Raw genomic sequence first — 25,406 nt, 5'->3', positions numbered from 1 at the left:
CGATGGGGGTCCCCCGCGCCGTTCGGGCACGGGGGAGGACGACGTCCGCACCGCGGCGTCGGGCGTACGGCGAGGACCGTACTCCGCCAAGATCAGTAAGCGGAAGACCGCGTCGGGATCGCCCCGGAGGGTGGATCAGGCCCGGCCGGCCGGGCGGACCGGCGGGAGCCGTCGCTACCATGCCGGGGTCAACCGAACGGTCCGGGAGGGGCTCCGCGTGACGGCGAAGCAGGACGCGCCACGGCTGTCCGATCTCATGCCGTGGTCCGTGGCGCCGCTGCGGCTCGGCCGTTCCTGGGTCCGGTCGCCGGATCCGGCGGCCCTGCGGGCCCGTTGGCGGGCGCTGGTGGCCGCCGAGGACACCGCGGCCCGCGAGCGGCTGTTCCGGCCGTCCCGGGCCCGGACCCTGTACTCCGCGGTCGGCCAGCTGCCGGGCCAGCGGACCGCCACCGGGCGGCTGTACCGCGCGGACGGCCCGTGCCCCGAGCCGGTGCGGATCCAGCACGGCCCGTTCGACCAGCAGTGGCTGCTGCCCGACCACCGGCTGATCGACGCGGCCCGGCCGGAGCTGTGGCGGGTGGCGGACGCCCGGCAGCTGTACGCGGTCGAGCCGGGCCGGCTGCCGCAGCCGTCCGGGCCCGCGGTGGTGTGCGCGGCGCTGCTGCCCGACGGGCGGTCACCGGCCGGGCGTCCCGGCCGGATCCACCCGCTCTACCGGCGGCCCGGCGGCCGTGAGCCGAACCTCGCCCCCGGGCTGCTCGCCCTGCTCGCCCGCCGGCTGGACCGCCCGGTGGACCCGGCCGAACTGCTCGCCTGGGTGGCCGCGAGCGCCCGCCACTCCCCCGACGGCGCCGTGGTGCCGCTGACCGCCGATGCCGGGGTGTGGACGCGGGGCGTGGCGCTGGGCGAGCGGCTGCTGTGGCTGTCCACCCGGGGCGCGTACGTGCCCGGGGACGGCCCGCCCGAGGGCTGCGCGGGACCCGGCGGGCGGCCCCGGATGCCGGGCGGCCGCCGCCCGTACGTCCGCGCCGCGCTCCCGTCCCGCGGGCTGCCGCGGACCCTGGCGTACGAGCCGGCGGACGAGGCGCTGCTGCTCGGCGACGGCGGGCGGATCTCCCCGGTGCCGCAGGGCGCCTGGGACTTCTCGGCGGGCGGGGTGCGGGTGCTGGCGGACTGGTTCGCCGGCCGCACCGGCGGGGCGGAGGACGGTACGGCGACACCGCCGGAGGCCGGTTCGCTGGCCGCACTGGGCCCCGCGGACTGGCCGCGGGAGTGGACCTCGGAGCTGCTGGAGCTGATCACCGTCCTGGCCCTGATGGCCGAACTGGTGCCGGAACAAGCTGAGTTGGCGGCGGCCGCCGCGGACGCGCCGCAGCTGCCGGCCGTCGAGCTGCGTGCCGCGGGCGTGCTGCCCCCGCCGTCCTCGGCCCGGCGCCCGGCGTCCGTGCTGGACCACCACGAGGAGGGCCCGGACGGGCAGTTCGCCCTGGTGTGACCGCCGTGCGCCGGTGGCCCTTGGGTGGTGCCCGTTCGCCGGTGCCCGTTCGCCGCCGTGGGCACCCGGCCCGCGGCTACCCGGCCGCCGGGCCCGCGTAGGCGTCGAGGACCCGGCCGATGAGCCGGGCGAAGACCTCGTCCGGGTCGCCGACCGGTCCGCTGCCGGCCAGCACCCGGGCGACGAGCGGGTACTGCCCGGTGGCCACCGCCGACTTCAGGTAGCCGGCCTGGGCCGCCTGTCGCTGTTCCGGGCTGTGGCCGGATTCCTTGGCGCGCTCGGCGGCCGCCTGCTCGGCGGAGGCCATGGCGATGACGGTGCCGTTGAGCATCGAGATCAGTTCGAGCTTGAGCGCGTCATCGAGCCCGGAGTCCTCCAGTACGGCGAGGCAGTGCTCCATGTAGCGCAGCGCGTTGGGCCCGAGGGAGGTGTGGGACAGCACGGCGCCCGGCAGCCAGGGGTGCCGGCGCATCATCGCGCGTGCCTGGCGGGCGAGGTGGAGCAGGTCGGCGCGCCAGTCGCCGGACGGGCGGTCGGGCAGCCGGTATTCGCCGACGGCCAGGTCGACCATGAGGTCGATCAGATCGTCCTTGCCGGGGACGTAGTTGTAGAGCGACATGGTGCCGCAGCCGACCGCGGTCGCCACCCGCCGCATGGAGACCGCCGCGAGCCCGGACTCGTCGGCGATCCGCACCGCGGCCGCGGCGATCTCGTCACGGGTGAAGGCGGGCCGGGGGCCGCGGCCGGCCCGCTCGGGGCGCGCCCAGATCACCTCGGGTACGGCCGCGCGGCCGCTTGCTGCCATGGATCGATCACCTCGTCACCATCCTAGTGACGTGCGCGGTACGCGGGGCGGGGCGGTGCCGGCGGGAGGTCCCGGTGCGCTGCGGCGGGCGGGCGGGCACGAAAAAACCACCCGTCACGTCGTGACGGGTGGTCGGGAGCGGACCGGCCGGGCGGGGACGGGCCGGCCGCCCGAGGTGCCGTGTGACGAACGGCTCAGCCGTGTCCGCCGAAGAGCGAGCGCCGCAGCCTGCGCAGCGGTGCGAACAGCGACACCCTGGCGCCGCGGCCGTTCCTCGTCCGCAGGTGGTCGCGCGCCGTGAGCTCCTGCATCAGCGAGGTCGCGCCTTCCGCCTCCCGCTGCGGGATGGCGGGGCCACCCAGCACCGCGAGGTGGCGGTCGAGGCGCGCACTGGACGCACCGCTCCCGCAATTGATCGCAGGGACTCTGGCCCTGCTACGCACTGTTATCTGTTCCATGACTCTCCCCACCCTTACGAGGGCACCCGGCCCGGGCAGGGTAACCCTATCTCTCTTGGAGGACACGCGTGCAGACCGGTCAACGGATTCACCTGCCTCGCCATGACGTTGACGCACACCATACGGAATGTCACCTACAGGCCGTGTCCCAGGGGGAGTTGACGGAGCGGAAGTTTCCGGAGGGAGGGCTTCCGGACAGCTGACGGGCCGCCGGATCCGCCGGGGAGAGACCGGGATCTCACGGACACTCCCCGGCGCCCGGGACGCGCCCCCGGGTGCGGTTCCTCAGGCGGCGGAGCCGAACACCGGCAGATAGCCGCCGGAATGGCCGGCCGAGGTCGGGTGGTAGGACTCGTCGACGGGATAGGTCACGCTGTGCAGCCAGGCGCTGCCGGAGCACAGCTCGTGGCCGGCGAAGGTGGTGTTGACGTCGGCGAAGGCGAAGCCGTGGTCGGCGGCCCGCTTGGCGATGACGCCGTTGATGTCGTCGGCCGCGGCGTCGATGGCGGTGCGGGACTTCTCGGAGAGGCCCGCGATGCAGCTTCCGCCGATCTTGTAGAAGCGCGGATAGCCCAGGACCACCACGTGCGCGGCCGGGGCCTTCTGGGAGATGGCGCTGTACACGGTGTCGAGCTTGCCGGGGAGGGTGTTGTCGATGTACGTCCTGGCCTGCGCGACCCGGGCCAGGCAGGCGCTCTCACCCTGGAGCGCACAGGTCGTCATGGTGTCGGCGAATCCGGCGTCGTTGCCGCCGATGGTGATGCTGACCAGGCCCGTGGAGCTGTTGAGCGGTCCGAGCTGTCCGCTGACAACATCACCCGTTCGGGCGCCGGAACAGGCGGTGAACTGGAAGGAGGAGGGGGAGTGCGCGGCGGCCCACAGGGCCGGGTACGCCTTGCTGCTGCGCTTGCAGGAGCCGCTGGCGCTGTCGTAGCTGCCGGCCCCGACGCCGGAGGAGTAGGAGTCGCCGAGTGCCACATAGCCGGTTGCGGTGGGGAGTTGGGCGGACGCAGCGGCGCTCGCGCCGGTGAGCGCGAGCGCCGTGGTGACGAAGAAGGCGGACGTCAAGGCCGCGAATCGGGACAGTCTCATGGAACCTCCCTTAGCAGGATCTCTGCCACATCCGTCGTAGCAAGACTCGCGGGTAACCGGAAGTGTCCATGCCAAAAGTCGTTTCATGTTCACGGTAAATGTGCCGATCCGGGCGGATGTTCACCGCCATGTCGTTGCTTCTGCCCCTGGCGGGGCGTCAGCCCCCGGCGTGGTGCTCGCACCTGACCAGTGCGGGCACCACCGCCGCGGTGCCCGCCAGGAACACCGCCACCAGCAGGATCACCAGCGCCGGCCGGGTGCCCAGGCCGAGCAGCTCGGCCCCGAGCAGACCGCCCGCGAACAGCGCGCCCACCGACAGCAGGCGCCGGACGACCGTGTGCCCGCCGTATCCCAGCCGCTTGTCGTGCCCCAGCACCGAGCCGCTGACCAGCGCCGTCATCGTGCGGGTCGCCACCGTGGTGGTGAGGTCGGGCGAGGCGGACCGCATGGCGGTGACGTTGCGCATGCCCATCGCCAGCGCCATCAGCCCGATGACCGCGTAGCGCCGGCCCGGCGGCAGTCCGGGGACCGGATCCATCCCCCAGGCGACCGCCCCCGCGACGGCCAGCAGGGCCGCCTCCGTGAACAGGCCGGCGGGGAACCACGACTGCTCCCGCGCGGCCAGTCCGGACTCCCACCGGGCCCCGAGGGCCGCGCCCAGGACGAAGGCACCGAGCGAGACGGCCGTCGCCAGCACGGGCAGTCCGCCCTGGCCCGCCACACCGAAGCCGAGGAAGAGGAGGTTGCCGGTCTGCATGGCGGAGAAGACCTGACCGAGCGTCAGGAAGGTGACCGCGTCCACGACGCCGGTGATCACGGTCAGGCACACCATGATCGCCGTCAGGGCGATTCCGCTCGGCGGCTCCACGGGCCCGGCTCCTTCCCGCGGGCACACCCGCGCGGTCTCGCCCCAGTCTCCGCGGGCCCCGCCCCGGCCACGGTCATTGCGCCGTCTGTGGGCGGCCCGTCGGGCCCCTCCCACCGCCCGGGTTGCGGCTGTTTCCGGCCTTCTTCGCGCCTTGACGGTGCTCCGGGCGTTACGCGACATTGAGCCCGGCATCCGGCCGGGGGAGGGCAGAGCCGCTCATGCAGACGGACACCATCCGCGGGGACGGCCCGTACGAGCCGTCCCCGACCGTGCCGCAGGCGCCGCCGGGCGGCGTGGCCCGCTCGCTGGCCCTGGGCGCCGCGGTCGCGGCCGGCGCGATGGGGGCGGTGCTGGCGCTCACCGGTCTCGATTCGCCGTTGCGCGCGCCGTTCACGCTGTTCTTCCTCCTGATGGCACCGGCCGGCGCGCTCGCGGTGGCGCTCGGCCGGATGGATCCGCTCGGCCGGGCGGTGGTGGCCGGCGCGGGGGCGCTCGCCGTCGACCTGCTGGTGTCCCAGGTGATGCTGGCGCTGCATCTGTGGTCGGTGCGCGGCGGGGTGCTCGCCGTGGCGGCGTTCAGCGGGGCGCTGCTGCTGGGCTGCGCGGTACGGCGCCGGACCGGCCGGGCACGCCCACGCCGTACGGGCTGACCGTACGGACGCACCGGAGAACAGGGGGAGCGCACGGACATGGAGATCACGGTGCACCGGCCCGGCGAGCTGACCGGGGCCGAACGCGACGCCTGGGCCGCCCTGCAGACCGGAGCGCGGGCGGCCGGGGCGCCGCAGCTGGCGAACCCGTTCCTTTCCCCCGCCTTCGCGCTGGCCGTCGGCCGCTGCCGGAGCGGCGTGCGGATCGCGGTGCTGCGGGAGGACGGCCGCCCGGCCGGGTTCCTCCCCTTTCAGCGGTCCGCGCTCGGGGTGGGCCGGGCGATCGGGCTGGGCCTGTCGGACGCGCAGGGGCTGGTGCACCGCCCGGGACTGCGGTGGGACGCCCGGGAACTGCTCCGGGCCTGCGGGCTGTCGGTGCTGGAGTTCGACCACCTGGTGGCGGGCCAGGACGCCTTCGAAACCCGCTCGTTCGGACGGTTCGCCTCGCCGGTCATCGACGTGGACCAGGGCTTCGAGGCGTATCTGGCCGGGCTGCGGGCACGGTCGCCGAAGTTCGCCCGGACCACCCTGGCCAAGGAGCGCCGGCTCGGCCGGGACCTGGGGCCGGTGCGCCACGTCCACGACGAGCGCGACCCGGCGGCGCTCGTGACACTGCTGCGGTGGAAGTCCGCGCAGTACCGCAGGACCGGCCGCAGCGACCGCTTCGCGCACCCCCGGATCGTGCGGCTGGTGCAGCAGCTGTTCCACACGCGTACCGAGTCGTGCACCGGGCTGCTGTCGGTGCTGTACGCCGGGGAGCGGCCGGTCGCGGCGCATTTCGGGCTGCGTTCGGATTCCGTCCTCGCCTGTTGGTTCCCGGCGTACGACCCGCAGTTCGCGAAATATTCGCCAGGGCTCGTCCTGCATCTGGGCATGGTGCGGGCGGCGGCCGCGGAGTCGCTCGGATATCTCGATCTGGGGCGCGGCGCGAAGGATTACAAGGATTCTCTCAAAACCCGTGAACTCGTGGTGTCCGAGGGGTGGGTGAGGCGCCGGCATCCGGCCGCAGCGGTGCATTGGGCGCGGCGCGCGCCGGTGCGTGCGCTGCGCAATGCGGTGCTCGCCCGCCCCGAGTGGTTCGATCCCGCGGACCGCCTGCTCAAGCGGGTCGGGCGGCTCCGGACCGGGCGCTGATTCCGGCACCCGTAAGGGCCTTTCGGCCCGGTATTCCGCGGCCTTTTCCCAAGACTCGGAAGGGCGTACGCCGGTGCATGAATACAGGCGTACATCAGTACGTGGTGGCCAATTGCCCTAAAGGGTATTTGACATGCAACGTCTTGCCTTAGAGTCCTCCTCGTCCATTCCGTCGCACTTCATTTCCGACGCACTTCCAGCCGCATCGAACGATCACCGCCGTGCTGTTCCGGGGGAGGAGCAGGGGGCGGCGGCGTCCGGTGCGGTGCGCGGTGGGGGGTCTGGTGCACCTGGTCCTCGCCGGCCGACCGCGGTCTGCCGGGGCCCGGTCACGAGCCGCGCTTTCGTGGTCACGCATATCGGCTCGCCCTGTCCGCACGGTGCGCCGCGCCGTGCCGGACGGGGTGCGAACCCCCTGTCGGACCCGGATCTCAGCACGGACCGCCCGGGGGCGGGCGGTCCACCGGACGAGAGGGAAAACAACCCATGAGTGCGTTCCTTCGCCCGGCCGATGCGGACGAACCGCCGCTGACGCTGCTGCCGGAGCAGGCCGTCTACCGTCCCGTCTCCTCACACCTGGCCATCGCTCCGCCCGTCAGCGTCGTCATCCCGGCGATGAACGAGGCGGCGAACCTCCCGCACGTCTTCAAGACCCTCCCGGACTGGATCCACGAAGTGGTCCTGGTCGACGGGAACTCCACCGACGACACCGTACGGGTCGCCCGCGAACTGTGGCCGGGCGTCACCGTCGTACCGCAGCGCGGCAAGGGCAAGGGGGACGCGCTGATCAGCGGGTTCGCGGCGTGCACCGGCGAGATCATCGTGATGGTCGACGCGGACGGCTCGGCCGACGGCGGCGAGATCGTCAGCTATGTCTCGGCACTGGTGTCCGGCGCCGACTTCGCCAAGGGCTCGCGGTTCGCCAACGGCGGCGGCACGGACGACATGACGTGGATCCGCCGGCTCGGCAACCGGATGCTGACCGCCCTCGTCAACGCCAAGTTCGGGTCCCGCTACACCGACCTGTGCTACGGCTACAACGCCTTCTGGCGCCGCTGCCTGGACCCACTCGCCCTGGACTGCGCGGGGTTCGAGGTCGAGACGCTGATGAACATCCGGGTGGCCCAGGCCGGCCTGCGGGTGCAGGAGATCCCAGTCACGAGTACCCCCGCATCCACGGCGACAGCAATCTGCGGGCGGTCCGCGACGGGTTGCGGGTGCTGAAGGTCATCGCCCGCGAACGGGGGGCCGGGCGGAAACGGGTGCCCCGGCCGGCGCTGCTCACCGGGGAGGCCCGATGACCCCGGCAGACCGGTGGCCGGACCGGCGGTGGGACCGGCGCTGCGGTTCTCCGTCGTCATCTGCGTGCACACGGAGGACCGCTGGGACGACATCCTGGCCGCGGTGGCCTCGGTCCACGGCCAGTCCCACCCCGCCCATGAGGTGCTGCTGGTGGTCGACCACCACGCGAAGCTGCTCGACCGGCTCCGGGAGCACTTCGGGGGCGCCCGCACGGGCGCGCCCGCTCCCGGTGCGCCACCGGTCCCCGTGCTGATCATGGCCAATTCCGGCCCCCGCGGGCTGTCCGCGGGCCGGAACACCGGGATCGCCTCGGCGGACGGCGAGATCATCGCGTTCCTCGACGACGACGCGGTGGCCGAGCGGGACTGGCTGCGCCACTTCGCCGCGGCCTACGCGGACCCGGCGGTGCTGGCGGTCGGCGGGCGCACCGAGCCGGTGTGGGCGGCCGGCCGCCGTCCGGTGTGGTTCCCCGAGGAGTTCGACTGGGTGGTGGGCTGCACGTACCGCGGTCTGCCGCCGGGGAAGGTGCGGGTGCGCAACGTACTCGGCGGCAACGCCTCGTTCCGCAGGATCGCCTTCGACCTCGTCGGCGGGTTCCCGATAGGGATCGGGCGGGACGGTGACCGGCGGCCGCTGGGCTGCGAGGAGACCGAACTGTGCATCCGGATCAGCCGGACCCTCCCGGACGCGGTGCTGCTGATCGACGACCGGGCGGTGATCCACCACCGGGTGCCGGCCGAGCGGCAGCGGTTCGGCTACTTCCGCCGCCGGGCGTACGCGGAGGGCCTGTCCAAGGCGCTGGTGACACGGAGCGTCGGCGCCCGGGACGGGCTGGCGGCCGAGCGGCGCCACACGGCCCGGGTGCTGCCGGTGGGCGTGCTGCGCGGGCTGCGCGACGCGCTGCTCGGGCGGCCGGGCGGGGCCGCCCGGGCGGGCGCGATCCTGGCCGGCACGGCGGCCGCCGCGGCCGGCTACGCGCGGGGCACCCTCCGCACCCGAAACGCATCAAGTACCCGGCAGAACAAGGGAGTTGATACCTTCGCCGACGACGGCACGACAGCCGTGACCGCCGCGCACGAGGAGGCGGCGGTATGAGCGACGACCGCCCTCCGAGAGTGCCGATCCTCATGTACCACGCGGTGGCCTTCGCCCCGACCCCGGCGGTACGGGCGCTCTCCGTCACCCCCGACGCGTTCGCCGAGCAGCTCGCCGCGCTCGCCGACGGCGGTTTCACCCCGCTGACGGCCGCCGCCCTCGCCACGGCCTGGCGGCGCGGCGGCCCGCTCCCGGACCGGCCGGTGCTGATCACCTTCGACGACGGCTACGAGGGCGTCCACCGCCACGCCCTGCCCGCCCTCGCCCGGTACGGCTTCCCGGCCACCCTCTTCCTCTCCACCGGCTGGCTGCGCGGCCCGTACGACACCGGGGACGCGCCGGACACCATGCTCGACTGGCGGCAGGTGCGCGAACTGGCCGCGGCCGGTGTGGAGATCGGCGGGCACAGCCACGGCCATCCCCCGCTGGACGGCCTCGACGACCGGCGGCTGCGGCACGAGGTGCTGCGCTGCCGGGAGCTGATCGCCGAAGAGGTGGGCACCGCGCCGGAATCCTTCGCGTACCCCTACGGCCACTCCGACCGGCGGGTGCGGCGCACGGTGCGCGGGCTCGGCTTCCGGCAGGCGCTCGCGGTCGGCAACGCGCTCGCGGCCCGTGCGCAGGGCCCGTACGCGCTGGCCCGGCTGACCGTGCGGCGGCGTACCGGCACTGAGGAGTTCGCCCGGCTCGTCGAGGGCCGCGGGCTGGTCCGTGCCTACGCCGCGGACCGGGTGCTCACCAAGGGCTACGCGGTGGTCCGCCGGGCCCGTCAGGCGGTGCGGCCGTGTCCGCCGGGGTCCTGACGCCGAGCCCGTCGTGGCCCCGCCGCGGCGGAAGAAGGAGCAGCCACGCCGGTGTCTGACACGACCACCCGGGCCGCGGAGCGCCCGGCCCCGGAACCGAGGCGCGGGGGTCCGCCGGCCGCGCGCCGGGCAGTCCGCTGTTCCGCAACGCCTATGCGCTGATGCTGAACACCGGGGTCTCCGGTCTGCTCGGCCTGGGGTTCTGGCTGGTCGCGGCCCGTTACTACACCGAGTCCGCGGTCGGTCAGGGGTCGGCGGCGATCGCCGCGATGAAGCTGCTGGCCGGGCTGACGGCGGTCACTCTGACCGGTGCGCTGGCCCGCTTCCTGCCGGTCGCCGGCCGCACCACCGGCCGGCTCGTGCGGCACACCTACACCGGCAGTGCGGTGGTGGTGGCCCTCGCCGCCATCGGCTTCCTCCTCACCCTCGGCCTCTGGGGCCCCTCGTATCACTTCCTGCACGGCCCGCTGGCCGGCCTCGGCTTCGTCGTGGCGGTGGTGGCCTGGTCGGTGCTCACCCTCCAGGACGGCGTGCTGACCGGGCTGCGCCGCGCCTCCTGGGTGCCGGCCGGCAATCTGGCCTTCTCCACCGTGAAGCTGGGGCTGCTGGTCGTCCTCGCCGCCGCGTTCCCGACCGCCGGGGTCTTCGTGTCCTGGGTCGCGGCGATCGCGGTGTCGGTGCTGCCGCTGGGCTGGCTGGTCTTCCGGCGGCTGATCCCGCGTCACGTACGGGCCACCCACCGGACCGCCCGGCCGCCGTCGCCCGGCGAACTGGCCCGCTTCCTGGCCGGCGACTCCACCGGCTCGCTCTTCTCCCTCGCCGTGGTCTACCTCGTCCCGGTGCTGGTCGCCTCGCAGGTCGACGCGGCGGACAACGCGTACTTCTACGTCACCACCACCATCGGCGGCACGGTCAATCTGCTGGCCCTCAACATGGGCGCCTCACTGACCGTGGAAGGGGCGCACGATCCGGCGGAGCTGGCCCGGCACACCCGGGCCGCACTGCGCCGGATGGCCCGCATCATGCTCCCGGTCTGCCTCGGCCTGTTCCTCTTCGCGCCGTGGATCCTGGGCGTGTTCGGCCCCGGGTACGCACGGGCGGCGACGCCGCTGCTGCGCTGGTACGCGGTCGGTGCCGCGCTGCGGGTCGTGATGGAGGTGCACTTCGCGGTGTTGCGCGCCCGCAGCCGCACGTCCGGACTGGCCGCGCTCCAGGGCCTGTTGTGCGTCCTGGTGCTCGGGCTGACCCTGGTGCTGCTGCCGCACCGGGGTCTGACCGGTGCCGGGATCGCCGAGGTCGGCAGTCTGACGGTGATCGTCGCGCTGGCCGCGCCGCGGCTCCGGCGGGTGCTGCGCGGCGGCACCGCCCCGGCGCCGCCGTGCCGGGTCCCCCGGACGGCCGCGCCCCGGACGGCGATCTGGCGGACCTGGCGGCCTACGGGGACCTGGGCGACGGGGCGTACGGCATACCGCGGGAGGCGGCCGTACGCCCGAGTCCCGCTCAGCGGACCGGGCCCGCGCGCCGCGGCCGGGCCCGCACCCGGCGCCGCACGGGCCGGGTGGTCACCGCCCTCGTCTGGGTGCTCCTGGCCGCCGCCGTGGCCCTCTTCTGGCTGCCGTTGCGCGGCACGGACGACACCGCCCTGGACCGGATGAACGGCCTCGGCCTGATCTCCGTCCTGCCCGGGGCGACCCTGGCCGGGGCGGCCCTGCTGGTGGCCGCGTTCGCCGCGGCGCTCCGGCTCCCCCGGCAGCACCGGGCACTGCTCACGTCCGTCCTCCTGCTGACGGTGGTCGCGCTGCACGCCCTGCCCGCCGTGCTGGAGGCCGAACCGCGCTTCCCGACCGCCTGGCAGCACCTGGGATTCCTGGACCACCTCGCCCGGACCGGGGCGGCCGTACCGGACCTGGACGCGCGCTGGAGCTGGCCCGGTTTCTTCGCCGGGGCGCAGTTCCTCGCCGGCGCGTGCGGCGTCACCGACCTCACCGCGCTCCTCCGCTGGTGGCCGCTCGTCCTCCAACTCCTGTACCTGGCACCGCTGTTCCTCCTACTGAAGGCGGTACGGGCCGGGTGGCGGGCGAAGTGGTGCGCGGCCTGGCTGTTCGTGCTGTGCGGCTGGGTCGGCCAGGACTACTTCTCCCCCCAGGGGTTCACCTACCTCCTCCACCTCTGCTTCGTCGCGATCCTGCTGGTGTGGTTCCGGGCGCCGCACGGGGAGCCCGGCCGCCGCCGCCCGGGCGAGGCCGCCGTCCTGCCGGCCGGCCCCGGCCACCGGGTGATCCTGCTGGCCGTCCTGCTGGCCCTCTTCACCGCGTCCGTGGCGGGCCATCAGCTCACCCCTTCGTCATGCTCGGGGTGCTCACCGCCCTGGTGATCGCCCGCCGCTGCACCCTGTCCGGGCTGCCGCTGCTGCTCGGGGTGCTGGTCGCGGGGTGGGTGGGGTTCCTGGCCGAGCCCTACTGGTCGGGCCATTTCGACGAGTTGTTCGGCGGTCTGGGCGGCGTCGGCGCCAACGTCACCTCGTCCGTCACGGACCGGATCGCCGGCGGCGACCCCACCCATCAGCTCGTCCTCTACACCCGGGTGGCGCTGGCGGGCGGGGTACTGGCGCTGGCCTGCTGGGGCGTCCTGCGCCGGCGCGCGGCCGGCTTCACCGAACGCCCCCTGCTGGCCCTGGCCTTCGTCCCGTTCCTGGCCTTCGGCCTGCAGTCGTACGGCGGCGAAATGGCCCTGCGGGTCTTCCTGTTCGCCCTGCCCGGCGCCTGCACGCTGGCCGCCCTCGCCTTCTTCCCGCACGGTACGGCCGTCCGGCCCGGCATCCTCGGCCCGCTCGCCGCGCTGCTGACCGGTCTGCTCCTGTCCGGCGGCTTCCTCGTCGCCCGGTGGGGCAACGAGCCCTTCGAGCGCGTCCGGCCGGGCGAGGTGGCCGCCATGGACTACGTCTACGCGCACGACCGCCCGACGGTGCGGCTGCTGTGGCTGAGCGACGACCCGGTCAACAGCGTCACCCCGGCGATGCCCTGGGGCGCCAAGGACATGGAGCGGGTGGCGTACGTACCGACCCCGGCGCCCCGCGACCCGGCCGGGGTGGCGCCGCTCGTCACCGCCCTCCGGAAGGCCGGTCCGCAGTCGTATCTGATCGTCAACCACGGCCAGGCGGAGTCGCTGCGGCTGGACTCGGCGTACCCGCGGGGCTGGGAGCAGCGGCTGCGCACCGCCCTCGACCGGCGCCCCGACCTCCGCCGGGTGCTCGGCAACGCGCACGCCGCGCTCTACACACTGCGGCAGCGCCCGCCGGGCACGGCCCCCGCCCCCACCCGGGCCCCGCCGGCCCCCGGGTGACCTGGACCCGCTGGTCGGTGCTGGGCGCGCTGGCACTGCTCGCCCTGCTGGCGGTGCTCACCACCCGCGAACTGCTGCGCGCCTCCGCCCCTCCCCCACGCTCCGGCAACGCCGGCGGCTCCAGGCGCTCTTCTGGTTCGCGGTACCGCTGCTGCTGACGTTCCTGGCGTCGCTGGTCCAGCGTTTTGTCACGATGTCGTAGCCGGCACTCACTCCGCGAGGGAAACCCACACCACCCCGTAGCCGTCCACCACGCGCTCCTTTCCGCCCACCCGCACCGCCCCCGGCCGGTCCGCGGTGTTCACCAGCAGCGCCGTCCGCCCGTCGCTCAGCCCCAGGACGTGGTTGCTGCCGGTGGCCATTTCCCGCGGATGCGCGTCCGGCGGAAAGGCCCGGGAGAACCGCGCCAGCAGGGTCCACATGGGCAATTCCCGCCCGCCGTCCGCGGATTCGGTACTGCTCCACAGGCACCCCGGGCAGGCCTTGCCGCCCTGCCCCTTCCCGTCCCTCTCCGGATTCCAGTAGAAGCCGCCGGACGCCCCGCCCTCCGCCATCTCGATCAGCGCGGTGGCCTGGGCGGCGACCCGCTCGCGCTCGCTCCAGCCGCGCCGGCCGCCCTGCTCGTCCGCGACTTCGACGTACCACTCCGCCCACCACAGCGGCAGTCCGCTCGTCCTCCGCAGCCACTGCCCCACCTCGGCGAACTTCCGGGCGGCGGTGAAGACGCCGGGGGCGTAGCGGTCGTCCTTGCTGTAGCTCGACCCGTCGACGACCAGGAAATCCGCCCCGGCCTTGTGCCGGTTCCAGTAGGCGAACGCGTCCAGTGTCCGCTGGTCGACATGTCCCCATGTCCCCTTGAGCGCCGACGGATACCGGTCGTCGCCCGGCACATAGCTGTCCATCACCAGGTAGGGGCCGCCCACCTGGTTGTGCGGGTTGACCTTCTTCAGTTCCTGGTACACGAGGTTGTACAGCCGGGTGTAGTCCTCGGCGTCCCACCGGCCCTTGCCGTCGTCGAAGAACCCCTTGAATTCGTTCCAGACGACGAAGTGCCGGATCTCCGGGTAGCGCCGGGCGACCTTTCCGGCGAGCGCCGCGAAGTCCGGGTAGTGGTCCGGTTCCGGGGCCTTCTCCAGCCGGCTCCAGTCCGTCCGGCCGGGCGTCCCGCCCTTCATCCAGTCCGGCGCACAGCACAGCGTCAGTACGGGCGTGCCGCCGGTGCGCCGGATCAGCGCCATCCGCCGGTCCAGATCGTCGAAGTCGTACCGCCCGGGGCTCGGTTCCGGATTCCCCGCGCCCCAGCCCATGAGGTGCTGGTTCTGCGCCATCGGCTGGCCGGCGAGCACACGGGCCGCCCGTTCCACCGCCGCGTCCGCGCCCCGGTCCGCACTGAACTGGGTGTGCGTGAACCCCCACCCGACCGCCGGCCCGGCCGCCCGTTCCCGCGCCGGCCCCTTGGCGTCCCGCTGCCCGCCTCCCGGAGCGCTCCACAGGACGAACAGCAGCCCCACGCCCAGCACCACCGCCCCGGCCACGATCATCCAGGCCGTACCCTGACGTTCCCCACCACGACGTAGCACACGGGCAGATTAACGAACCAACTGCCCAGTACATGCCGTTTCCGGGCAACGGGCGGCGGCTTCCCGGGCCGCGCCGGGGTTCCACTTCCTCCCTGGGACGGCTGGGACGGCATCGACGGGTGACCGGCCGGAAACGCTGAGCGACGCAGGGCACGTTCCGGTGCCGCTGCCAGTCGTTCGAGGAGGTTCCGATGAACCGACGCCAGTTCCGCAGCGGTGTGGTCGCCCTGGTGGCCGCTCTCGCGATGGTCCCCGCGGTGGCGGTGGCCGACTCCGGCCCGTACCGCCATTCCGGGCGGCATGCGCACGCGGTCCACCACGGCAGGGGTGTGCCGGTGGTGGCGGGCCGTCATGACGGGGACGCGCGCGGGGAGGTGGTGACGCCGCCCGGGGTGCCGCTGAACGTCCGCTCGGGGCCGGGCGTCACGTACCGGGTGATCGACCAGCTGCGTTCGGGGAGCGTGCACGGGCTGCGGTGCACGACGACCGGCAGCCGCGTCCACGGCAACCCGTACTGGTACCGGCTCGCGCACCGGCCGGGCTATGTCTCCGCCCATTACATCCATGCGTTCCGCACCGTTCCGTGGTGCTGAACCCCGTGGTGCCGACGTCCGTGGCGCTGATACCGCCACGACGGGCGCCGCGCGGCTAGCGGCGTCCGGATGACCTCCGGCCGCCCGCCGGTCCACGACGGTGGGCGGGCGAGCGGCCGGACCGATTGCCTGGAGGCTTGATGAGCACGGACTTCTCCGCGGCGGGGCCGGGACGCCGGGCGGTTCTCGGGTGGCTCGGCGGTGCCGCGGTCGCGGGCGCGGTCGTCCCGGGGCAGCGGGCCCGCGCGGCGGCCGGTCCCCCGCGCACCGCGCAGGGGCGGGCGGTGGCGCCGCCGGACCGGGCGCTGCCCGCACTGGCCGCGGCCGGGCGGCAGTTCCTCGCCGGGCGGCTGCGGCACACCACCGTGCTGCAGTCGTTCGTCTTCGACGAGCGCCGGGGGCACGTCTATGCGCTGCAGGTGGTGGCGGGCGGCGTCCGGCTGCCGGGCGAGGGCGCGGCCGTTTCGCACGCGATGCGGGTCCGGCGGGGCGATCTGTGCCTGAACCGGCTGGCGCTGGACGGGTCGCCGGCCGGGCACATGTATCTGAAGGGGTTCGGGCACGGCGGTTCGATCGGCCTGGAGGAGTCCTGGGACGGCGTCAGGCTGTGGACCGAGTGGGACGCCAACCCGGCGTCCGGGTACGGGCGCGGGCTGTGCCGTTTCGGGTTCGCGGACGGCCGGGTGCTGTCACGGGCCGCTTACGGCCCGCGGACCTACCGGCCGCTGACCGGCTCCACCAGCAACTCCCCCGCCGTCGACCCGGTGTACCGGCGCCTGCTGCTGCGGTACAAGAGGAGGGGAGTACCGCACTTCGCGCTGCACGATCTCGACCGGTTCCGGGCCGGGGTGTTCCGGCCGCTGATCACCTTCGCCCAGCCCGGGGCCCACCTGGGTCTGCCCTTCCAGGGCATGGCCCTGTACGGCACCTCCGCGTACCAGCTGCTCGGCAGTGCGTACGGCGCGGGCAATCCGCCGTCCTCGGGCGGCAACGCCCGCCTCTACCGCATCGATCTGCGCACCGGCCGGGCGGTGTGGCAGCAGATCGACCGGACGGCGCCGGAGTTGTCCCCGCGCGAGCCGGAGGGGCTGGCCGTGTGGCGGGGCGGCGACGGCGGTCCGCCGCGGCTGTGTCTGGGCTTCACCGAGGGCCCGGCGGGCGCCCGCACCTTCCGCCTGTACGAAAAAGCGCTCAACTGACCTTTCACTCCCTTTCCGCACGGTGTGTCATCAACCCCTGGTCATGGGTACACATTCCGCCATCCAGGAGGAATCAGACGCCCCGGGCAACCGGTTGGGGCCTCTGCGGGGGAACCACTGCCGCAACACAGGCAGGGCGGTAAGGGAGGCGCACATGGTGTCCCGCTGGCGGCCGCTGCCCGACACACTCGATCCGGCCGGGCGGCTCCTGGCCCAGGAGCTGCGCGTACTCAAGGAGCGGACCGGGCTGAGCCTGGACGGACTGGCCCGGAAGACGCCGTACAGCAAGTCCGCCTGGCACCGCTACCTCAACGGCGAGAAGCTGCCGCCGCGCGCCGCGGTCGAGGCGCTGGGCCGGGTGGCCGGGGCGGACCAGCTCCGGCTGCTCGGGCTGTACGACGCGGCGCACCGGGCCCGCACGGCACCGGCGCCCGCCGGGAACCCACCGGCCGCGACGGAGAGCGGGCAGCCGGCGCCGCCGACCGGCCCCGCCCGGCGGAAACTCCGCGGCGCCGCCGCACTCATCGCCCTGACGGCCGTGGTGGCCACCATGGGGGCGGCGGCCTCGATCGCGAGCATCCCGGCGCACGCGGTACGGGCCGAGTGGACGGCGCCCGACACCTGCCACGGCCACCGGTGCCAGGGCCGCTTCCCGAGACGGTTCGGCTGCCACCGCGACGCCCGGGCGGAGAGCACGATCACGGACGACACCTACACCGTGCGGCTGCTGTTCAGCCCGGCCTGCGGCACGGTCTGGTCGGAGGTGCAGCCGCGTTCCGGCGGCGCACAGAAGGTGTCGATCTGGGTCGGCCGGGACGCCCGGCTCACCTCGCACCCGGGCGGCCGCACGGGACGTGCCGTCAGCCCGATGCTGGCCACGGAGGACCTGCACAGCGCGGTGGCCTGCGCCCGGGTGGCCGACCGGGTCGCCTGCACCGGCGCGCTCGAACTCAGGACCCCGGCCCGCCCCGACCCCGACCACGACCTCCCGGACCCCACCTTCCTGCTCCACGCGGCCCGCTGAGGCCGCCCCGAGCGGGGACGGGCGCTCAACCCACCGCCCCCGGCACCGAGGTGGGGGCGGGCGCTCAGCCGATGATCCCCAGCACCAGGAACACGATCCCCGCGACGGCGGTGATCCCCGCCCCAGCCCGAAGATCCACACCTTGTTGTTCTCGCCGCGGAGCAGTTCCTCCTCGGACTTCACCGACATGACGAAGACCCCGCCCTCGGCCGGCGCACCGACCGCCAGCCGGCCGTCCCCGTCGGCGGCCTCACCGTGCACGTAGAACCGGCTGCCGGAGCGGACGACCCACTCCTCGCGCCGGTACCCGATCGTCCCGTCGCCGCCCCCGAGATCGAGGCTCAGCGGCCCGATCTGCAGGCGCCTCCCGCCTCCCTGGGCATGCGGATCGAACCGGTCGAGGACCTTCTCCGCCCCGACGACCTCGGCGTCCCCGGGACGGACCACCATCCGTCCGGTCGCGTCCTCCACGAAGAACGCGGTGGAGCTGGAGTGTTCGGACAGCACGTCGGTGCACGTCCGGCGTCTCCGGTTGCCGCTGCCGTCGCGGTAGACCTCCTCGTACTTGCGCGTGATCTTGTGCTTGTGCCACACGCAGTCCACGCCCTCCAGCTCGGAGCGCAGCACCCCGTCCTTGTGGGGGCGGGCCTGTCCCACGACCTCGCAGCGGTACCGGAAGTGCCCGGCCCCGGCGGCCTCCGCCGCCGCCTCGTGCAACGCCCGCAGATCCGCCACCGGCAGGGTCTCGGTGCTCTCCATGGCCCGCGCCCGCGCATGCGACACCCGCACCACATACGCGCAGACCACCGCGACGACCAGCCCGCCCAAACCTATCCAGATCACACCGAACCCTCGCTTCGCCCGCCCCCCTTCCGACCGCGCGACCCTATCCGGGGCGTCCTGGGGCGGGGCAAGCGGTCGGCAGCGGCGGCGTAGGGGGCTCGCCTCCGGGCGGACCGGTCGTGCGTCCGGTCAGCGCTCCCGTCCCCGTGGCTTCAGCACCACCGGGGGGAGGTCGGGGGCCGGGAGGCGGGGGCCGGCGTAGCCGTGGACGGTGCCGAAGCGGGTGGTGTCCATCCAGTCGGAGCGGGCCTCGGCGATCTCGTCGTGGGTGCGGCCGACGAAGTTCCACCACATCACGATCTGCTCCTCGAACGGCACGCCGCCCAGCAGCATCAGGCTGCTGTCGGAGTGGGCGCGGAGCGGGAGGTCGGTGCGGCCGCAGCCGAGGTAGAGCAGGGCGCCGGGGGCCAGGCGGACGCCGTCGACCTCGGTTTCGCCGGAGATGGTCAGGGCGGCGTACTCGAAGTCGGGGTCGAGGGGGAGGCGGGTGTCCGTGGTGGCGGTGAGGGCGAGGTCGGCGCCGACGAGGGGCGAGTAGGTGGTGCCCGGGGACACCGCGCCGTCCAGTGCGCCGAGGATGACCGTGGCGGTGAGGCCGCCGTTGCCGCCGGTGACCCGCGGCAGGTCGGCGTGGTGCTCGAAGTGCGCCGCGGTGTGGCGGTGTTCGGCGGGGAGGGCGACCCACAGCTGGGCGCCGTGCAGCAACGGGCCGTGACCGCTCGGGGATTCCTCGGAGTGGGCGATGGCCCCTCCGGACGTCATCAGGCCGAGTTCGCGCGGGCGGACGGTCTGCAGGCTGCCCAGGCTGTCGCGGTGCAGCACCTCGCCCGCGTGCAGCCAGCTGACGGTCTGCAGGCCCATGTGCGGGTGCGGCGGCACCTGCATGCCGGGCTGGTCGACGATGTCGTCGGGTCCGTAGTGGTCGACGAAGCACCAGGCGCCGACCATCCGCCGGCCGAGGTTGGGCAGCAGCCGGCGGACCACGGTGCTCTCACCGAGCGGCACCTGCTTGCCGGGCTGGAGGTCGCGGACCGGGCCGGTGCGGCCGGTGCCCCCGCACAGACTCGGCGCGGGTCTGGTATCGAGGTTGCTCATGGCGTCACGATAGGCCGGGTGCGGGGGCGGACGGCGGCAGGCGCGAGGGGCCCGGGTGCGGCGCCGGGGACCCGCCCGGCGCACCGCACGGCTCAGTCGTAGAGTCCGCGCAGCCGTACCGAGAGGCAGGTGACGCAGCCCTCCAGCTTTTCGAACTCGGAGATGTCCACGGGGACGGGCCGGTAGCCGAGGTCGGTGAAGAGGGCGGCGGACCCGGGGGCGCCGGCGGACATCAGGAGGGCGTCGCCACCCAGGTGGACGACGTGCGCGCCGGCCTCCTCGGGGACCGGCAGGAAGCGCGGGAAGGCGGCCGGGTCGTCGACCAGCGGCGGGTGGCCGATGACGGTGCCGTCGGGGAGCGCGGTCACCGCGGACTTGAGGTGCAGCACCCGGCTGACCGGTACGGCGATCACGCGGGCGCCCAACGGCTCGAAGGCGGCGCGGAGTTGGCGCACCCCCTCGGCGTTGGTGCGGCCGCCGCGGCCCACGTAGACGGTGTCGCCGATCTTCAGGACGTCGCCGCCGTCCAGGGTGCCGGGCGACCGGATCGCGTTGACGGAGCAGCCGAGCGCCTCGACGGCCTCCCGGGCTGCCGGTATCTCGGGCCTGCGGGGGTCGGCACCGGGGCGGGCGAGCAGTGCGACGTTGCGGAACATCACCATGGTGTCCTCGACGAACACCGCGTCGGGGCAGTCGTCGGCGGGTGCCACCTCGGTGGTCCGCCAGCCGTGGTCCCGCAGTGCCTGGACGTAGCCCTCCCATTGGCGCAGGGCGAGCCCGGGGTCGACCGGGCGCCGGGCGATATGGGTGACCAGGCCCTCGGCGAGGCGCGGGCCGGGGCGGCGGACGAGGGCCTGTTTGCTGGGCATGGGGGTGGGCGGTCCTTTCGGGAGGCGGGGTGCGGATTGCCGTAGGGGCCGGGCGTTCCGGGCCCCCGTGGTCGTGCCCGTCAGTCCTCGGCTCCATACGTGGCGCGCAGGGCGTTCTCGACGGCGGTGCGGGCGGCGCGCCGGTCCAGGCCGAGGCGTTGGACGCGCCGGGCGTAGCTCTCGGCGGCCGCGGCGGCCTCCTTGTCCGCGGCGTCGCCGGCCGCCGCGATGAAGCTGCCGTTGCGGCCGCGGGTCTCGATGACGCCGTCGGTCTCCAGGGCGCGGTACGCCTTGGCGACGGTGTTGGCGGCCAGGCCGAGGTCGTCGGCGAGGCCGCGGACGGTGGGGAGCTTGTAGCCGACCGGCAGGGCGCCGTCCCGGGCCTGGTCCGCGATCTGGGTGCGTACCTGCTCGAAGGGCGCGACGGCCGAGGCCTGGTCGATGGTGATGCTCACGGTCTGGGGGGACACGGGGCGCTCCTGGTGGTGCCGTGATGTGTTTGTGGCACCCATTGTGCGCCAGGAGCGCCCGGCCTGCCGGGAAGCAGGGGAGGAGGCGCGCGCGGCGGGAGCCCGTGGGAGGCGGGCCGGCAGGGCTGGTTACACGTCCAGTGTCGTGCCCGTGGTCCGCAGCCAGGCGTTCATGCCGAGGGCCAGTTCGGCGCCGGGGCGGATGTCCTGGGTCGCGCCGTCGGCGGTGACCTCGGCGAGCCTGCCGGGGTCCAGCAGCGGCCGGACGGGGGCGTTCCGGTCGGCGGCCAGTTCCCTCAGTTCGGCGCGCAGTGCCTCGCCGTAGCGGGGGTCCTGGGTGCTGGGGTAGGGGCTCTTGACACGGTCGGCGACCACGTCGGGCAGGACGTCGCGGGTGGCGGCGCGCAGCAGCGACTTCTCCCGGCCGTCGAAGGTCTTCAGCGACCAGGGGGTGTTGAAGACGTAGTCGACGAGGCGGTGGTCGCAGAACGGAACCCGGACCTCCAGGCCGACGGCCATACTGGCGCGGTCCTTGCGGTCGAGCAGGATCTGCACGAAGCGGGTGAGGTGGAGGTAGCTGATCTCGCGCATCCTCCGCTGGTGGCCGGTGTCGCCGTCGAGGTACGGCACTTCGGCGAGCGCCTCGCGGTAGCGGCGGGCCTCGTAGCCGGGCAGGTCGAGCTTGGCGAGCAGGCCGGTGTCGAGCAGCGCCTCACGGACCGCCTTGCCGCCGGCGAAGCGGCCGGAGAGGCCGGCGGCGATCCAGGGGAAGGTGTCGGCGTGCACGGCCTCGGGGTCGTGGAACCAGCGGTAGCCGCCGAAGACCTCGTCAGCGGACTCGCCGGACAGGGCGACGGTGGACTGTTCGCGGACGGCCTTGAACAGCAGGTAGAGCGAGGTGTCGCCGTCGCCGAAGCCGTTCGGCAGGTCGCGCGCGGCGAGCACCGCGGCGCGGTGGCCGGGGTCCATCAGGGCGGCGGTGTCCAGGACGATGTCGCGGTGGTCGGACCGGACGTGTGCGGCGAGGGCGTGGGCGTACGGCCCGTCCGGGGTGCCGCGCAGGTCGTCGGGGCGGAAGTTCTCGGTGTAGCCGGTGAAGTCGACGGCGAACGAGCGCACCGGGCCGCGGCCGGCCTCGGCCAGCGCCTTGGCGGCGAGCGCGGTGATGGCGGAGGAGTCCAGTCCGCCGGAGAGCAGGGTGCACAGCGGCACGTCGGCGATCAGCTGGCGGGCGACGATGTCGTCGAGCAGTGCACGGATGTGCGCGACGGTGGTGGCCCGGTCGTCGGTGTGCTCGCGGGCTTCGAGGGCCCAGTAGCGGCGGACGGTCAGGCCGCTCCGGCGGGCCCGGACGAGGTGGCCGGGGCGGACCTCGTGCATGCCCTGGTAGACGGCGTGGCCGGGGGTCTTGGTGAAGGTGATCAGCTCGGCGAGGCCCTCGGCGTCGACGGTGGGGTGGACGTCGGGGTGCGCCAGGATCGCCTTGGGCTCGGAGCCGAACAGCACGCCGTCGGGGGTGGGGTGGTAGTAGAGCGGTTTGATGCCCATCCGGTCGCGGACCAGGAGGAGTTCCTCGGTGCGGGGGTCCCAGAGCGCGAAGGCGTACATGCCGTTGAGACGGTCGGCGAACGCCTCGCCCCATTCGAGGTAGGCGTGCAGCACCACTTCGGTGTCGCTGCTGGTGCGGAAGGTGTGACCCGACCGCTCCAGTTCGGCGCGCAGCTCGCGGTAGTTGTAGACCTCGCCGCTGTACGTCGTGACGAGCACGGTGCGGCCGTCATGGTCGACGGGCATGGGCTGCTTGCCGCCGTCGATGTCGATGACGGCGAGCCGGCGGTGGCCCAGGGCGGCGTGGCTGCCGAGCCAGACGCCGGCGGCGTCCGGGCCGCGGCAGGCCATGGTCCGCGTCATCGCTTCGATGGTGGGGCGCTGGGTGGTGAGGTCGTTGTCGTAGGCGATCCATCCGGTGATTCCGCACATGAGGCGGCTCCTCCTTCGTGGGCGGCCGGGCGCCGCATCCCGGCGGCGGCCGACACGATGACCGTACGCCCGGATAGATGTATCGACCACTGAACCCGTCGGCGGGCCGTCCGGAATGAGCCAACGGCGTGCTGCCGTGCGGAACGTGACGGTCCGGGTGAGCGGCCGCCTGCGTCGGCGGGGAGCGGCCAGCGACCACCGAAAAAGGAGCGGCACGGCACCGTGACGGCGCGTACCGTGCGCCGTCATGACCGTTACCGTGCGCGATTTCCGCCCCGCCGACGCCAAGGCCGTCGCCGATCTGCGGCGGCTGGCCCTGCCCCATCTCCTCGCCACCCCGCAGAGCGTCGCCTGGGAGGTCTCCGCCGCCGCGGCGGCACAGTGCCTGCGGCTGTTCGTCGCCGAACGGGACGGCGGGGTCGTCGGCTCGGTCCGAGCGCAGCTGCTGCACGAGAGCAGCCGGCCGGGGCAGGCCACGGCCACCCCGCACGTCCATCCGGACCACCGGGGCCGGGGCGTCGGCCACGCCCTGCTGACCTCGGCCGAGAACCACCTCGCCGCGGCCGGCGCCACCCGTCTCCTCGCCTGGGCGGTCGACGAACCCGGTGCGGTGGCCTTCGCCGAACGCCACGGCTACCGGCGCACCCGCGCGGCCGACTTCCTCCGGCTGGACCTCCCGACGGCAGACCTGCCGCCGCTGCCCGCCGCACTGCCGCCCGGCGTCCGGCTGCACTCCGGCACGGAGTGGGAGGCCGATCCGCGTCCGCTCTTCGCGGCGTACGCCGAGGTCAGCGCGGACGAGCCCGGTGACGTCCGGACGGACACGATGGGCTACGACGACTGGCTGCGGCACACCTGGGAACACCCCCTCATCGATCCGGACCTCACCTCGGTGGTGACCGTCGACGGCGGGATCGCCGCCCTCAGCCTGGCCGCGACGGACGGCCTGGGCCGCTACGGCTCGGCGATGACCGGCAGCCTCCGCGCCCACCGCGGCCGGGGCCTGGCACGGCTGGCCAAGACCGCGTCCCTGCACCGCGCCCGGGAGGCCGGCTGCCGGGTGGCCCTCACCGGCAACGACTCCTCCAACGCCCCGATGCTCGCGATCAACCGGGCCCTGGGCTACCGGTCGTTCACCAGGGAGTGGACCTACGCCGGGGAGCTGGGACCCGGGCGGCGCGGCGGCACGGAGGGCCGGGCGGCTCATGGCGAGGCGTCCAGGGGCACCGCGCGGCCCGGCGACGCGGGGTCGTAGGCGATCGGGTCGCCGGGCCGGTGCCAGTGGAGCAGGAAGCGGTGGCCGGCGCGCAGGCCCTCCAGACCGGCCCGGCAGTAGGCGACCATGTCGTCCGGCAGGGCGTCCAGGCGGTGCCACGCCAGGCCGGCGCACTTGTCCGGCTCGCGGTTCCACGGCTCGCCGCCGGTGCCGTACGCCACCTCGAAGAACCAGCCGATCCGGGGCCGGGCCGGGGGCGGTGCGCGGTGCTGCATGACCAGGGCGGCCCGGACGTCCTCGGGCGCCAGCCGCAGCCCGAGCTCCTCCGCGGCCTCCCGGACCACCGCCTCGCGGACGTCCTCACCGTCCTCGGCATGGCCCGAGGGGCAGTTGAGGAGGCCGTCCGCATAGCCGGTCCCGGCCCGCCGGGCCAGCAGCACCTCGGCACCGCGCCGCACCACCAGATGGACGTCGACGACTTCGGTGTGCCGGCGCGGCAGGTCGGCGAGCAGGACATACCGCTCGTCACGGACCTCCTTGCCCCACAGCACCGCCTCGCGCGTGAGGTCCTGCACGGCCGTGCGCTCCGCCAACGGGCCGACGAGGCGGGTCAGTTCGTCGGCCGGGATGCCGATCGGGTCCGCTTCGCCCCAGCGGCCCTCCACCAGGACCAGCCGCCCGCCGGGCACCAGCAGACCTGCCCACCGGCGCAGCGCGGCCGCCGGATCGGGCAGCGCCCACAGCAGATGGCGCACCAGCACGACGTCGAACCGCCGCTCCCCCACGGGTGGTTCGGCGGCGTCACCGACCAGGAAGGCGGCGTCCCGCCCGGCGAGCTTGGCGCGGGCCCGCTCGATCATGCGCGGGGACCGGTCGACGCCCAGGACGCGGTGCCCCTGCTCCGCGGCGAGCAGGGCCAGACTCCCCGTGCCGCAGCCCAGATCGAGCACCTCGGCGGGCCCGGCCGGCAGCCACGTCCGCAACCGGGCGGCCCAGGCCGCGCGCACGGCCGGGTCGCGCAGCCCATGGTCCGGCTCGTCGTCAAAGGTCTCGGCGGCGGCCTCCCAGTAGGCCGCGTCGGCCACCGGAAGGCCGGCCGGTCCCTGCCCGGCCGGTCCCGGCCCGGCGGGACGGCCGGGATCGTCGGGGGTCAGGTCGCGGGGCTGCGGGGACGGGTCGGCGGGCGTCTGCGTGCTCATGCCCCGATGCTGCCATCGACCACTGACAACGGCCCGGGACGACCGCCCCGGCCCGCCACGCCCGTTTCCTCCCGGCCTGCCTGTGGCCCCGCTTAGCGGTCCCTTAAGTGCGCCATAAAGATCCTCACCAACCGGCTTCCGGGGGCGAATTGGCTGTTCAGCGGGGCTAGCGTGCTTCTCGCAAGGCGGCATTGCGGGCCGCCGGCGCCGGTCACCGGGGGGCGGCGCCGGTGTCTGCGTCCGACCCCCCACCCTCGGCTGCCTCCTGCGACAGCTGCTTTCCCCCGCTGTTGC

At 74.3% G+C, this 25,406-nt stretch carries 23 protein-coding genes and 2 pseudogenes; 14 read left to right on the top strand and 11 right to left on the bottom strand.

What is annotated here, in order from left to right; all coding sequences use genetic code 11:
• Positions 1 to 217 precede the first annotated feature (217 nt).
• On the top strand, positions 218 to 1,495 hold the full coding sequence (locus OJ254_RS19645) for a type ISP restriction/modification enzyme (protein WP_265363367.1): 1,278 nt from the start codon (positions 218 to 220) through the stop codon (positions 1,493 to 1,495).
• 76 nt (positions 1,496 to 1,571) lie between these two features.
• On the opposite strand, the gene OJ254_RS19640 is transcribed toward OJ254_RS19645, so the two are convergent.
• From OJ254_RS19640 to OJ254_RS19625, 4 genes are all read right to left on the bottom strand, one after another.
• Entirely contained in the window at positions 1,572 to 2,300 is a 729-nt protein-coding gene (locus OJ254_RS19640) for a TetR/AcrR family transcriptional regulator (protein WP_265363366.1), read from the bottom strand.
• A gap of 194 nt (positions 2,301 to 2,494) precedes the next feature.
• On the bottom strand, positions 2,495 to 2,758 hold the full coding sequence (locus OJ254_RS19635) for a hypothetical protein (protein WP_030415749.1): 264 nt from the start codon (positions 2,756 to 2,758) through the stop codon (positions 2,495 to 2,497).
• 285 nt (positions 2,759 to 3,043) lie between these two features.
• Positions 3,044 to 3,850, bottom strand: a complete 807-nt coding sequence (locus tag OJ254_RS19630; RefSeq protein WP_265363365.1) for an SGNH/GDSL hydrolase family protein — start codon at positions 3,848 to 3,850, stop codon at positions 3,044 to 3,046.
• A gap of 157 nt (positions 3,851 to 4,007) precedes the next feature.
• Positions 4,008 to 4,718: a YoaK family protein gene (locus tag OJ254_RS19625; protein ID WP_265363364.1), complete on the bottom strand. Its 711-nt coding sequence runs from the start codon at positions 4,716 to 4,718 to the stop codon at positions 4,008 to 4,010.
• Between the two features lie 218 nt (positions 4,719 to 4,936).
• Between OJ254_RS19625 and OJ254_RS19620 the strand changes: the two genes are divergently transcribed.
• The 9 genes and pseudogenes from OJ254_RS19620 (at position 4,937) to OJ254_RS31105 (ending at position 13,202) form a co-directional block, all read left to right on the top strand.
• Entirely contained in the window at positions 4,937 to 5,368 is a 432-nt protein-coding gene (locus tag OJ254_RS19620) for a hypothetical protein (protein ID WP_265363363.1), read from the top strand.
• Positions 5,369 to 5,407: 39 nt separating this feature from the next.
• Positions 5,408 to 6,502, top strand: coding sequence for a GNAT family N-acetyltransferase (locus OJ254_RS19615; RefSeq protein ID WP_265363362.1), 1,095 nt, complete (start codon positions 5,408 to 5,410; stop codon positions 6,500 to 6,502).
• A gap of 486 nt (positions 6,503 to 6,988) precedes the next feature.
• Positions 6,989 to 7,803: pseudogene (locus OJ254_RS19610) on the top strand (glycosyltransferase family 2 protein).
• Positions 7,804 to 7,831: 28 nt separating this feature from the next.
• A complete protein-coding gene (locus tag OJ254_RS19605) occupies positions 7,832 to 8,899 on the top strand; it encodes a glycosyltransferase family 2 protein (RefSeq protein ID WP_265363361.1) in 1,068 nt (355 codons plus the stop codon).
• Positions 8,896 to 9,702, top strand: a complete 807-nt coding sequence (locus OJ254_RS19600) for a polysaccharide deacetylase family protein (RefSeq protein WP_265363360.1) — start codon at positions 8,896 to 8,898, stop codon at positions 9,700 to 9,702. The genes OJ254_RS19605 and OJ254_RS19600 overlap by 4 nt, the downstream gene beginning before the upstream one ends.
• A 161-nt stretch (positions 9,703 to 9,863) precedes the next feature.
• Positions 9,864 to 11,357 (top strand): lipopolysaccharide biosynthesis protein, encoded by a 1,494-nt coding sequence (locus tag OJ254_RS31120; protein WP_341483630.1) that lies wholly within the window; start codon positions 9,864 to 9,866, stop codon positions 11,355 to 11,357.
• Complete coding sequence (locus tag OJ254_RS31115; protein ID WP_341483629.1) at positions 11,282 to 12,076, top strand: hypothetical protein; 795 nt, start codon at positions 11,282 to 11,284, stop codon at positions 12,074 to 12,076. Before OJ254_RS31120 ends, OJ254_RS31115 begins: the two co-directional genes overlap by 76 nt.
• Entirely contained in the window at positions 12,049 to 13,044 is a 996-nt protein-coding gene (locus OJ254_RS31110; RefSeq protein WP_341483628.1) for a hypothetical protein, read from the top strand. Before OJ254_RS31115 ends, OJ254_RS31110 begins: the two co-directional genes overlap by 28 nt.
• On the top strand, positions 13,041 to 13,202 hold the full coding sequence (locus OJ254_RS31105) for a hypothetical protein (RefSeq protein WP_341483627.1): 162 nt from the start codon (positions 13,041 to 13,043) through the stop codon (positions 13,200 to 13,202). The genes OJ254_RS31110 and OJ254_RS31105 overlap by 4 nt, the downstream gene beginning before the upstream one ends.
• A gap of 51 nt (positions 13,203 to 13,253) precedes the next feature.
• Here the strand turns inward: OJ254_RS31105 and OJ254_RS19590 are convergent, their stop codons facing one another.
• A complete protein-coding gene (locus OJ254_RS19590) occupies positions 13,254 to 14,585 on the bottom strand; it encodes a glycoside hydrolase family protein (RefSeq protein WP_265363359.1) in 1,332 nt (443 codons plus the stop codon).
• Positions 14,586 to 14,815: 230 nt separating this feature from the next.
• Between OJ254_RS19590 and OJ254_RS19585 the strand changes: the two genes are divergently transcribed.
• The 3 genes from OJ254_RS19585 (at position 14,816) to OJ254_RS19575 (ending at position 17,440) form a co-directional block, all read left to right on the top strand.
• Positions 14,816 to 15,217 (top strand): SH3 domain-containing protein, encoded by a 402-nt coding sequence (locus OJ254_RS19585; RefSeq protein WP_265363358.1) that lies wholly within the window; start codon positions 14,816 to 14,818, stop codon positions 15,215 to 15,217.
• 140 nt (positions 15,218 to 15,357) lie between these two features.
• Complete coding sequence (locus tag OJ254_RS19580) at positions 15,358 to 16,416, top strand: phage baseplate protein (protein WP_265363357.1); 1,059 nt, start codon at positions 15,358 to 15,360, stop codon at positions 16,414 to 16,416.
• A 154-nt stretch (positions 16,417 to 16,570) separates the two neighbouring features.
• On the top strand, positions 16,571 to 17,440 hold the full coding sequence (locus tag OJ254_RS19575) for a helix-turn-helix domain-containing protein (RefSeq protein WP_265363356.1): 870 nt from the start codon (positions 16,571 to 16,573) through the stop codon (positions 17,438 to 17,440).
• A gap of 216 nt (positions 17,441 to 17,656) precedes the next feature.
• Here OJ254_RS19575 and OJ254_RS19570 read toward each other — a convergent pair.
• From OJ254_RS19570 to asnB, 5 genes and pseudogenes are all read right to left on the bottom strand, one after another.
• Positions 17,657 to 18,199, bottom strand: a pseudogene (locus tag OJ254_RS19570) (GIDE domain-containing protein); the annotation flags it as partial.
• A gap of 213 nt (positions 18,200 to 18,412) precedes the next feature.
• Entirely contained in the window at positions 18,413 to 19,378 is a 966-nt protein-coding gene (locus tag OJ254_RS19565) for a pirin family protein (RefSeq protein ID WP_265363355.1), read from the bottom strand.
• 92 nt (positions 19,379 to 19,470) lie between these two features.
• Positions 19,471 to 20,247 carry a dimethylargininase gene (gene ddaH, locus OJ254_RS19560; RefSeq protein WP_265363354.1) on the bottom strand — a complete coding sequence of 259 codons (777 nt, stop codon included), beginning with the start codon at positions 20,245 to 20,247 and terminating at the stop codon, positions 19,471 to 19,473.
• 80 nt (positions 20,248 to 20,327) lie between these two features.
• Entirely contained in the window at positions 20,328 to 20,717 is a 390-nt protein-coding gene (locus OJ254_RS19555) for a GntR family transcriptional regulator (protein WP_265363353.1), read from the bottom strand.
• Between the two features lie 129 nt (positions 20,718 to 20,846).
• On the bottom strand, positions 20,847 to 22,697 hold the full coding sequence (asnB, locus tag OJ254_RS19550) for an asparagine synthase (glutamine-hydrolyzing) (RefSeq protein ID WP_265363352.1): 1,851 nt from the start codon (positions 22,695 to 22,697) through the stop codon (positions 20,847 to 20,849).
• A 247-nt stretch (positions 22,698 to 22,944) separates the two neighbouring features.
• Between asnB and OJ254_RS19545 the strand changes: the two genes are divergently transcribed.
• The gene (locus tag OJ254_RS19545; RefSeq protein WP_265363351.1) at positions 22,945 to 23,952 is read left to right on the top strand and encodes a GNAT family N-acetyltransferase; all 1,008 of its coding nucleotides are present in this window, start codon (positions 22,945 to 22,947) and stop codon (positions 23,950 to 23,952) included.
• On the opposite strand, the gene OJ254_RS19540 is transcribed toward OJ254_RS19545, so the two are convergent.
• On the bottom strand, positions 23,901 to 25,112 hold the full coding sequence (locus tag OJ254_RS19540; protein ID WP_265363350.1) for a methyltransferase domain-containing protein: 1,212 nt from the start codon (positions 25,110 to 25,112) through the stop codon (positions 23,901 to 23,903). The two genes, OJ254_RS19545 and OJ254_RS19540, sit on opposite strands and share 52 nt — an antisense overlap.
• Between the last annotated feature and the right edge of the window lie 294 nt (positions 25,113 to 25,406).

Origin of the sequence: Streptomyces endophytica (assembly GCF_026153355.1) — a bacterium.
Lineage (GTDB): Bacteria > Actinomycetota > Actinomycetes > Streptomycetales > Streptomycetaceae > Streptomyces > Streptomyces endophytica.
This window is presented reverse-complemented; position numbering and strand designations above follow the sequence as displayed.

Excerpts from the sequence above, each read along its gene's own strand:
- OJ254_RS19630 (WP_265363365.1), bottom strand. The coding sequence starts at position 3,850 with ATGAGACTGTCCCGATTCGCGGCCTTGACGTCCGCCTTCTTCGTCACC.
- OJ254_RS19565 (WP_265363355.1), bottom strand. The coding sequence starts at position 19,378 with ATGAGCAACCTCGATACCAGACCCGCGCCGAGTCTGTGCGGGGGCACC.
- OJ254_RS19590 (WP_265363359.1), bottom strand. The coding sequence starts at position 14,585 with ATGATCGTGGCCGGGGCGGTGGTGCTGGGCGTGGGGCTGCTGTTCGTC.
- OJ254_RS19600 (WP_265363360.1), top strand. The coding sequence starts at position 8,896 with ATGAGCGACGACCGCCCTCCGAGAGTGCCGATCCTCATGTACCACGCG.
- asnB (WP_265363352.1), bottom strand. The coding sequence starts at position 22,697 with ATGTGCGGAATCACCGGATGGATCGCCTACGACAACGACCTCACCACC.
- OJ254_RS19640 (WP_265363366.1), bottom strand. The coding sequence starts at position 2,300 with ATGGCAGCAAGCGGCCGCGCGGCCGTACCCGAGGTGATCTGGGCGCGC.
- OJ254_RS19545 (WP_265363351.1), top strand. The coding sequence starts at position 22,945 with ATGACCGTTACCGTGCGCGATTTCCGCCCCGCCGACGCCAAGGCCGTC.
- ddaH (WP_265363354.1), bottom strand. The coding sequence starts at position 20,247 with ATGCCCAGCAAACAGGCCCTCGTCCGCCGCCCCGGCCCGCGCCTCGCC.
- OJ254_RS19635 (WP_030415749.1), bottom strand. The coding sequence starts at position 2,758 with ATGGAACAGATAACAGTGCGTAGCAGGGCCAGAGTCCCTGCGATCAAT.
- OJ254_RS19575 (WP_265363356.1), top strand. The coding sequence starts at position 16,571 with ATGGTGTCCCGCTGGCGGCCGCTGCCCGACACACTCGATCCGGCCGGG.
- OJ254_RS19620 (WP_265363363.1), top strand. The coding sequence starts at position 4,937 with ATGCAGACGGACACCATCCGCGGGGACGGCCCGTACGAGCCGTCCCCG.
- OJ254_RS31110 (WP_341483628.1), top strand. The coding sequence starts at position 12,049 with ATGCTCGGGGTGCTCACCGCCCTGGTGATCGCCCGCCGCTGCACCCTG.
- OJ254_RS19615 (WP_265363362.1), top strand. The coding sequence starts at position 5,408 with ATGGAGATCACGGTGCACCGGCCCGGCGAGCTGACCGGGGCCGAACGC.
- OJ254_RS19585 (WP_265363358.1), top strand. The coding sequence starts at position 14,816 with ATGAACCGACGCCAGTTCCGCAGCGGTGTGGTCGCCCTGGTGGCCGCT.
- OJ254_RS31120 (WP_341483630.1), top strand. The coding sequence starts at position 9,864 with ATGCTGAACACCGGGGTCTCCGGTCTGCTCGGCCTGGGGTTCTGGCTG.
- OJ254_RS19540 (WP_265363350.1), bottom strand. The coding sequence starts at position 25,112 with ATGAGCACGCAGACGCCCGCCGACCCGTCCCCGCAGCCCCGCGACCTG.
- OJ254_RS19580 (WP_265363357.1), top strand. The coding sequence starts at position 15,358 with ATGAGCACGGACTTCTCCGCGGCGGGGCCGGGACGCCGGGCGGTTCTC.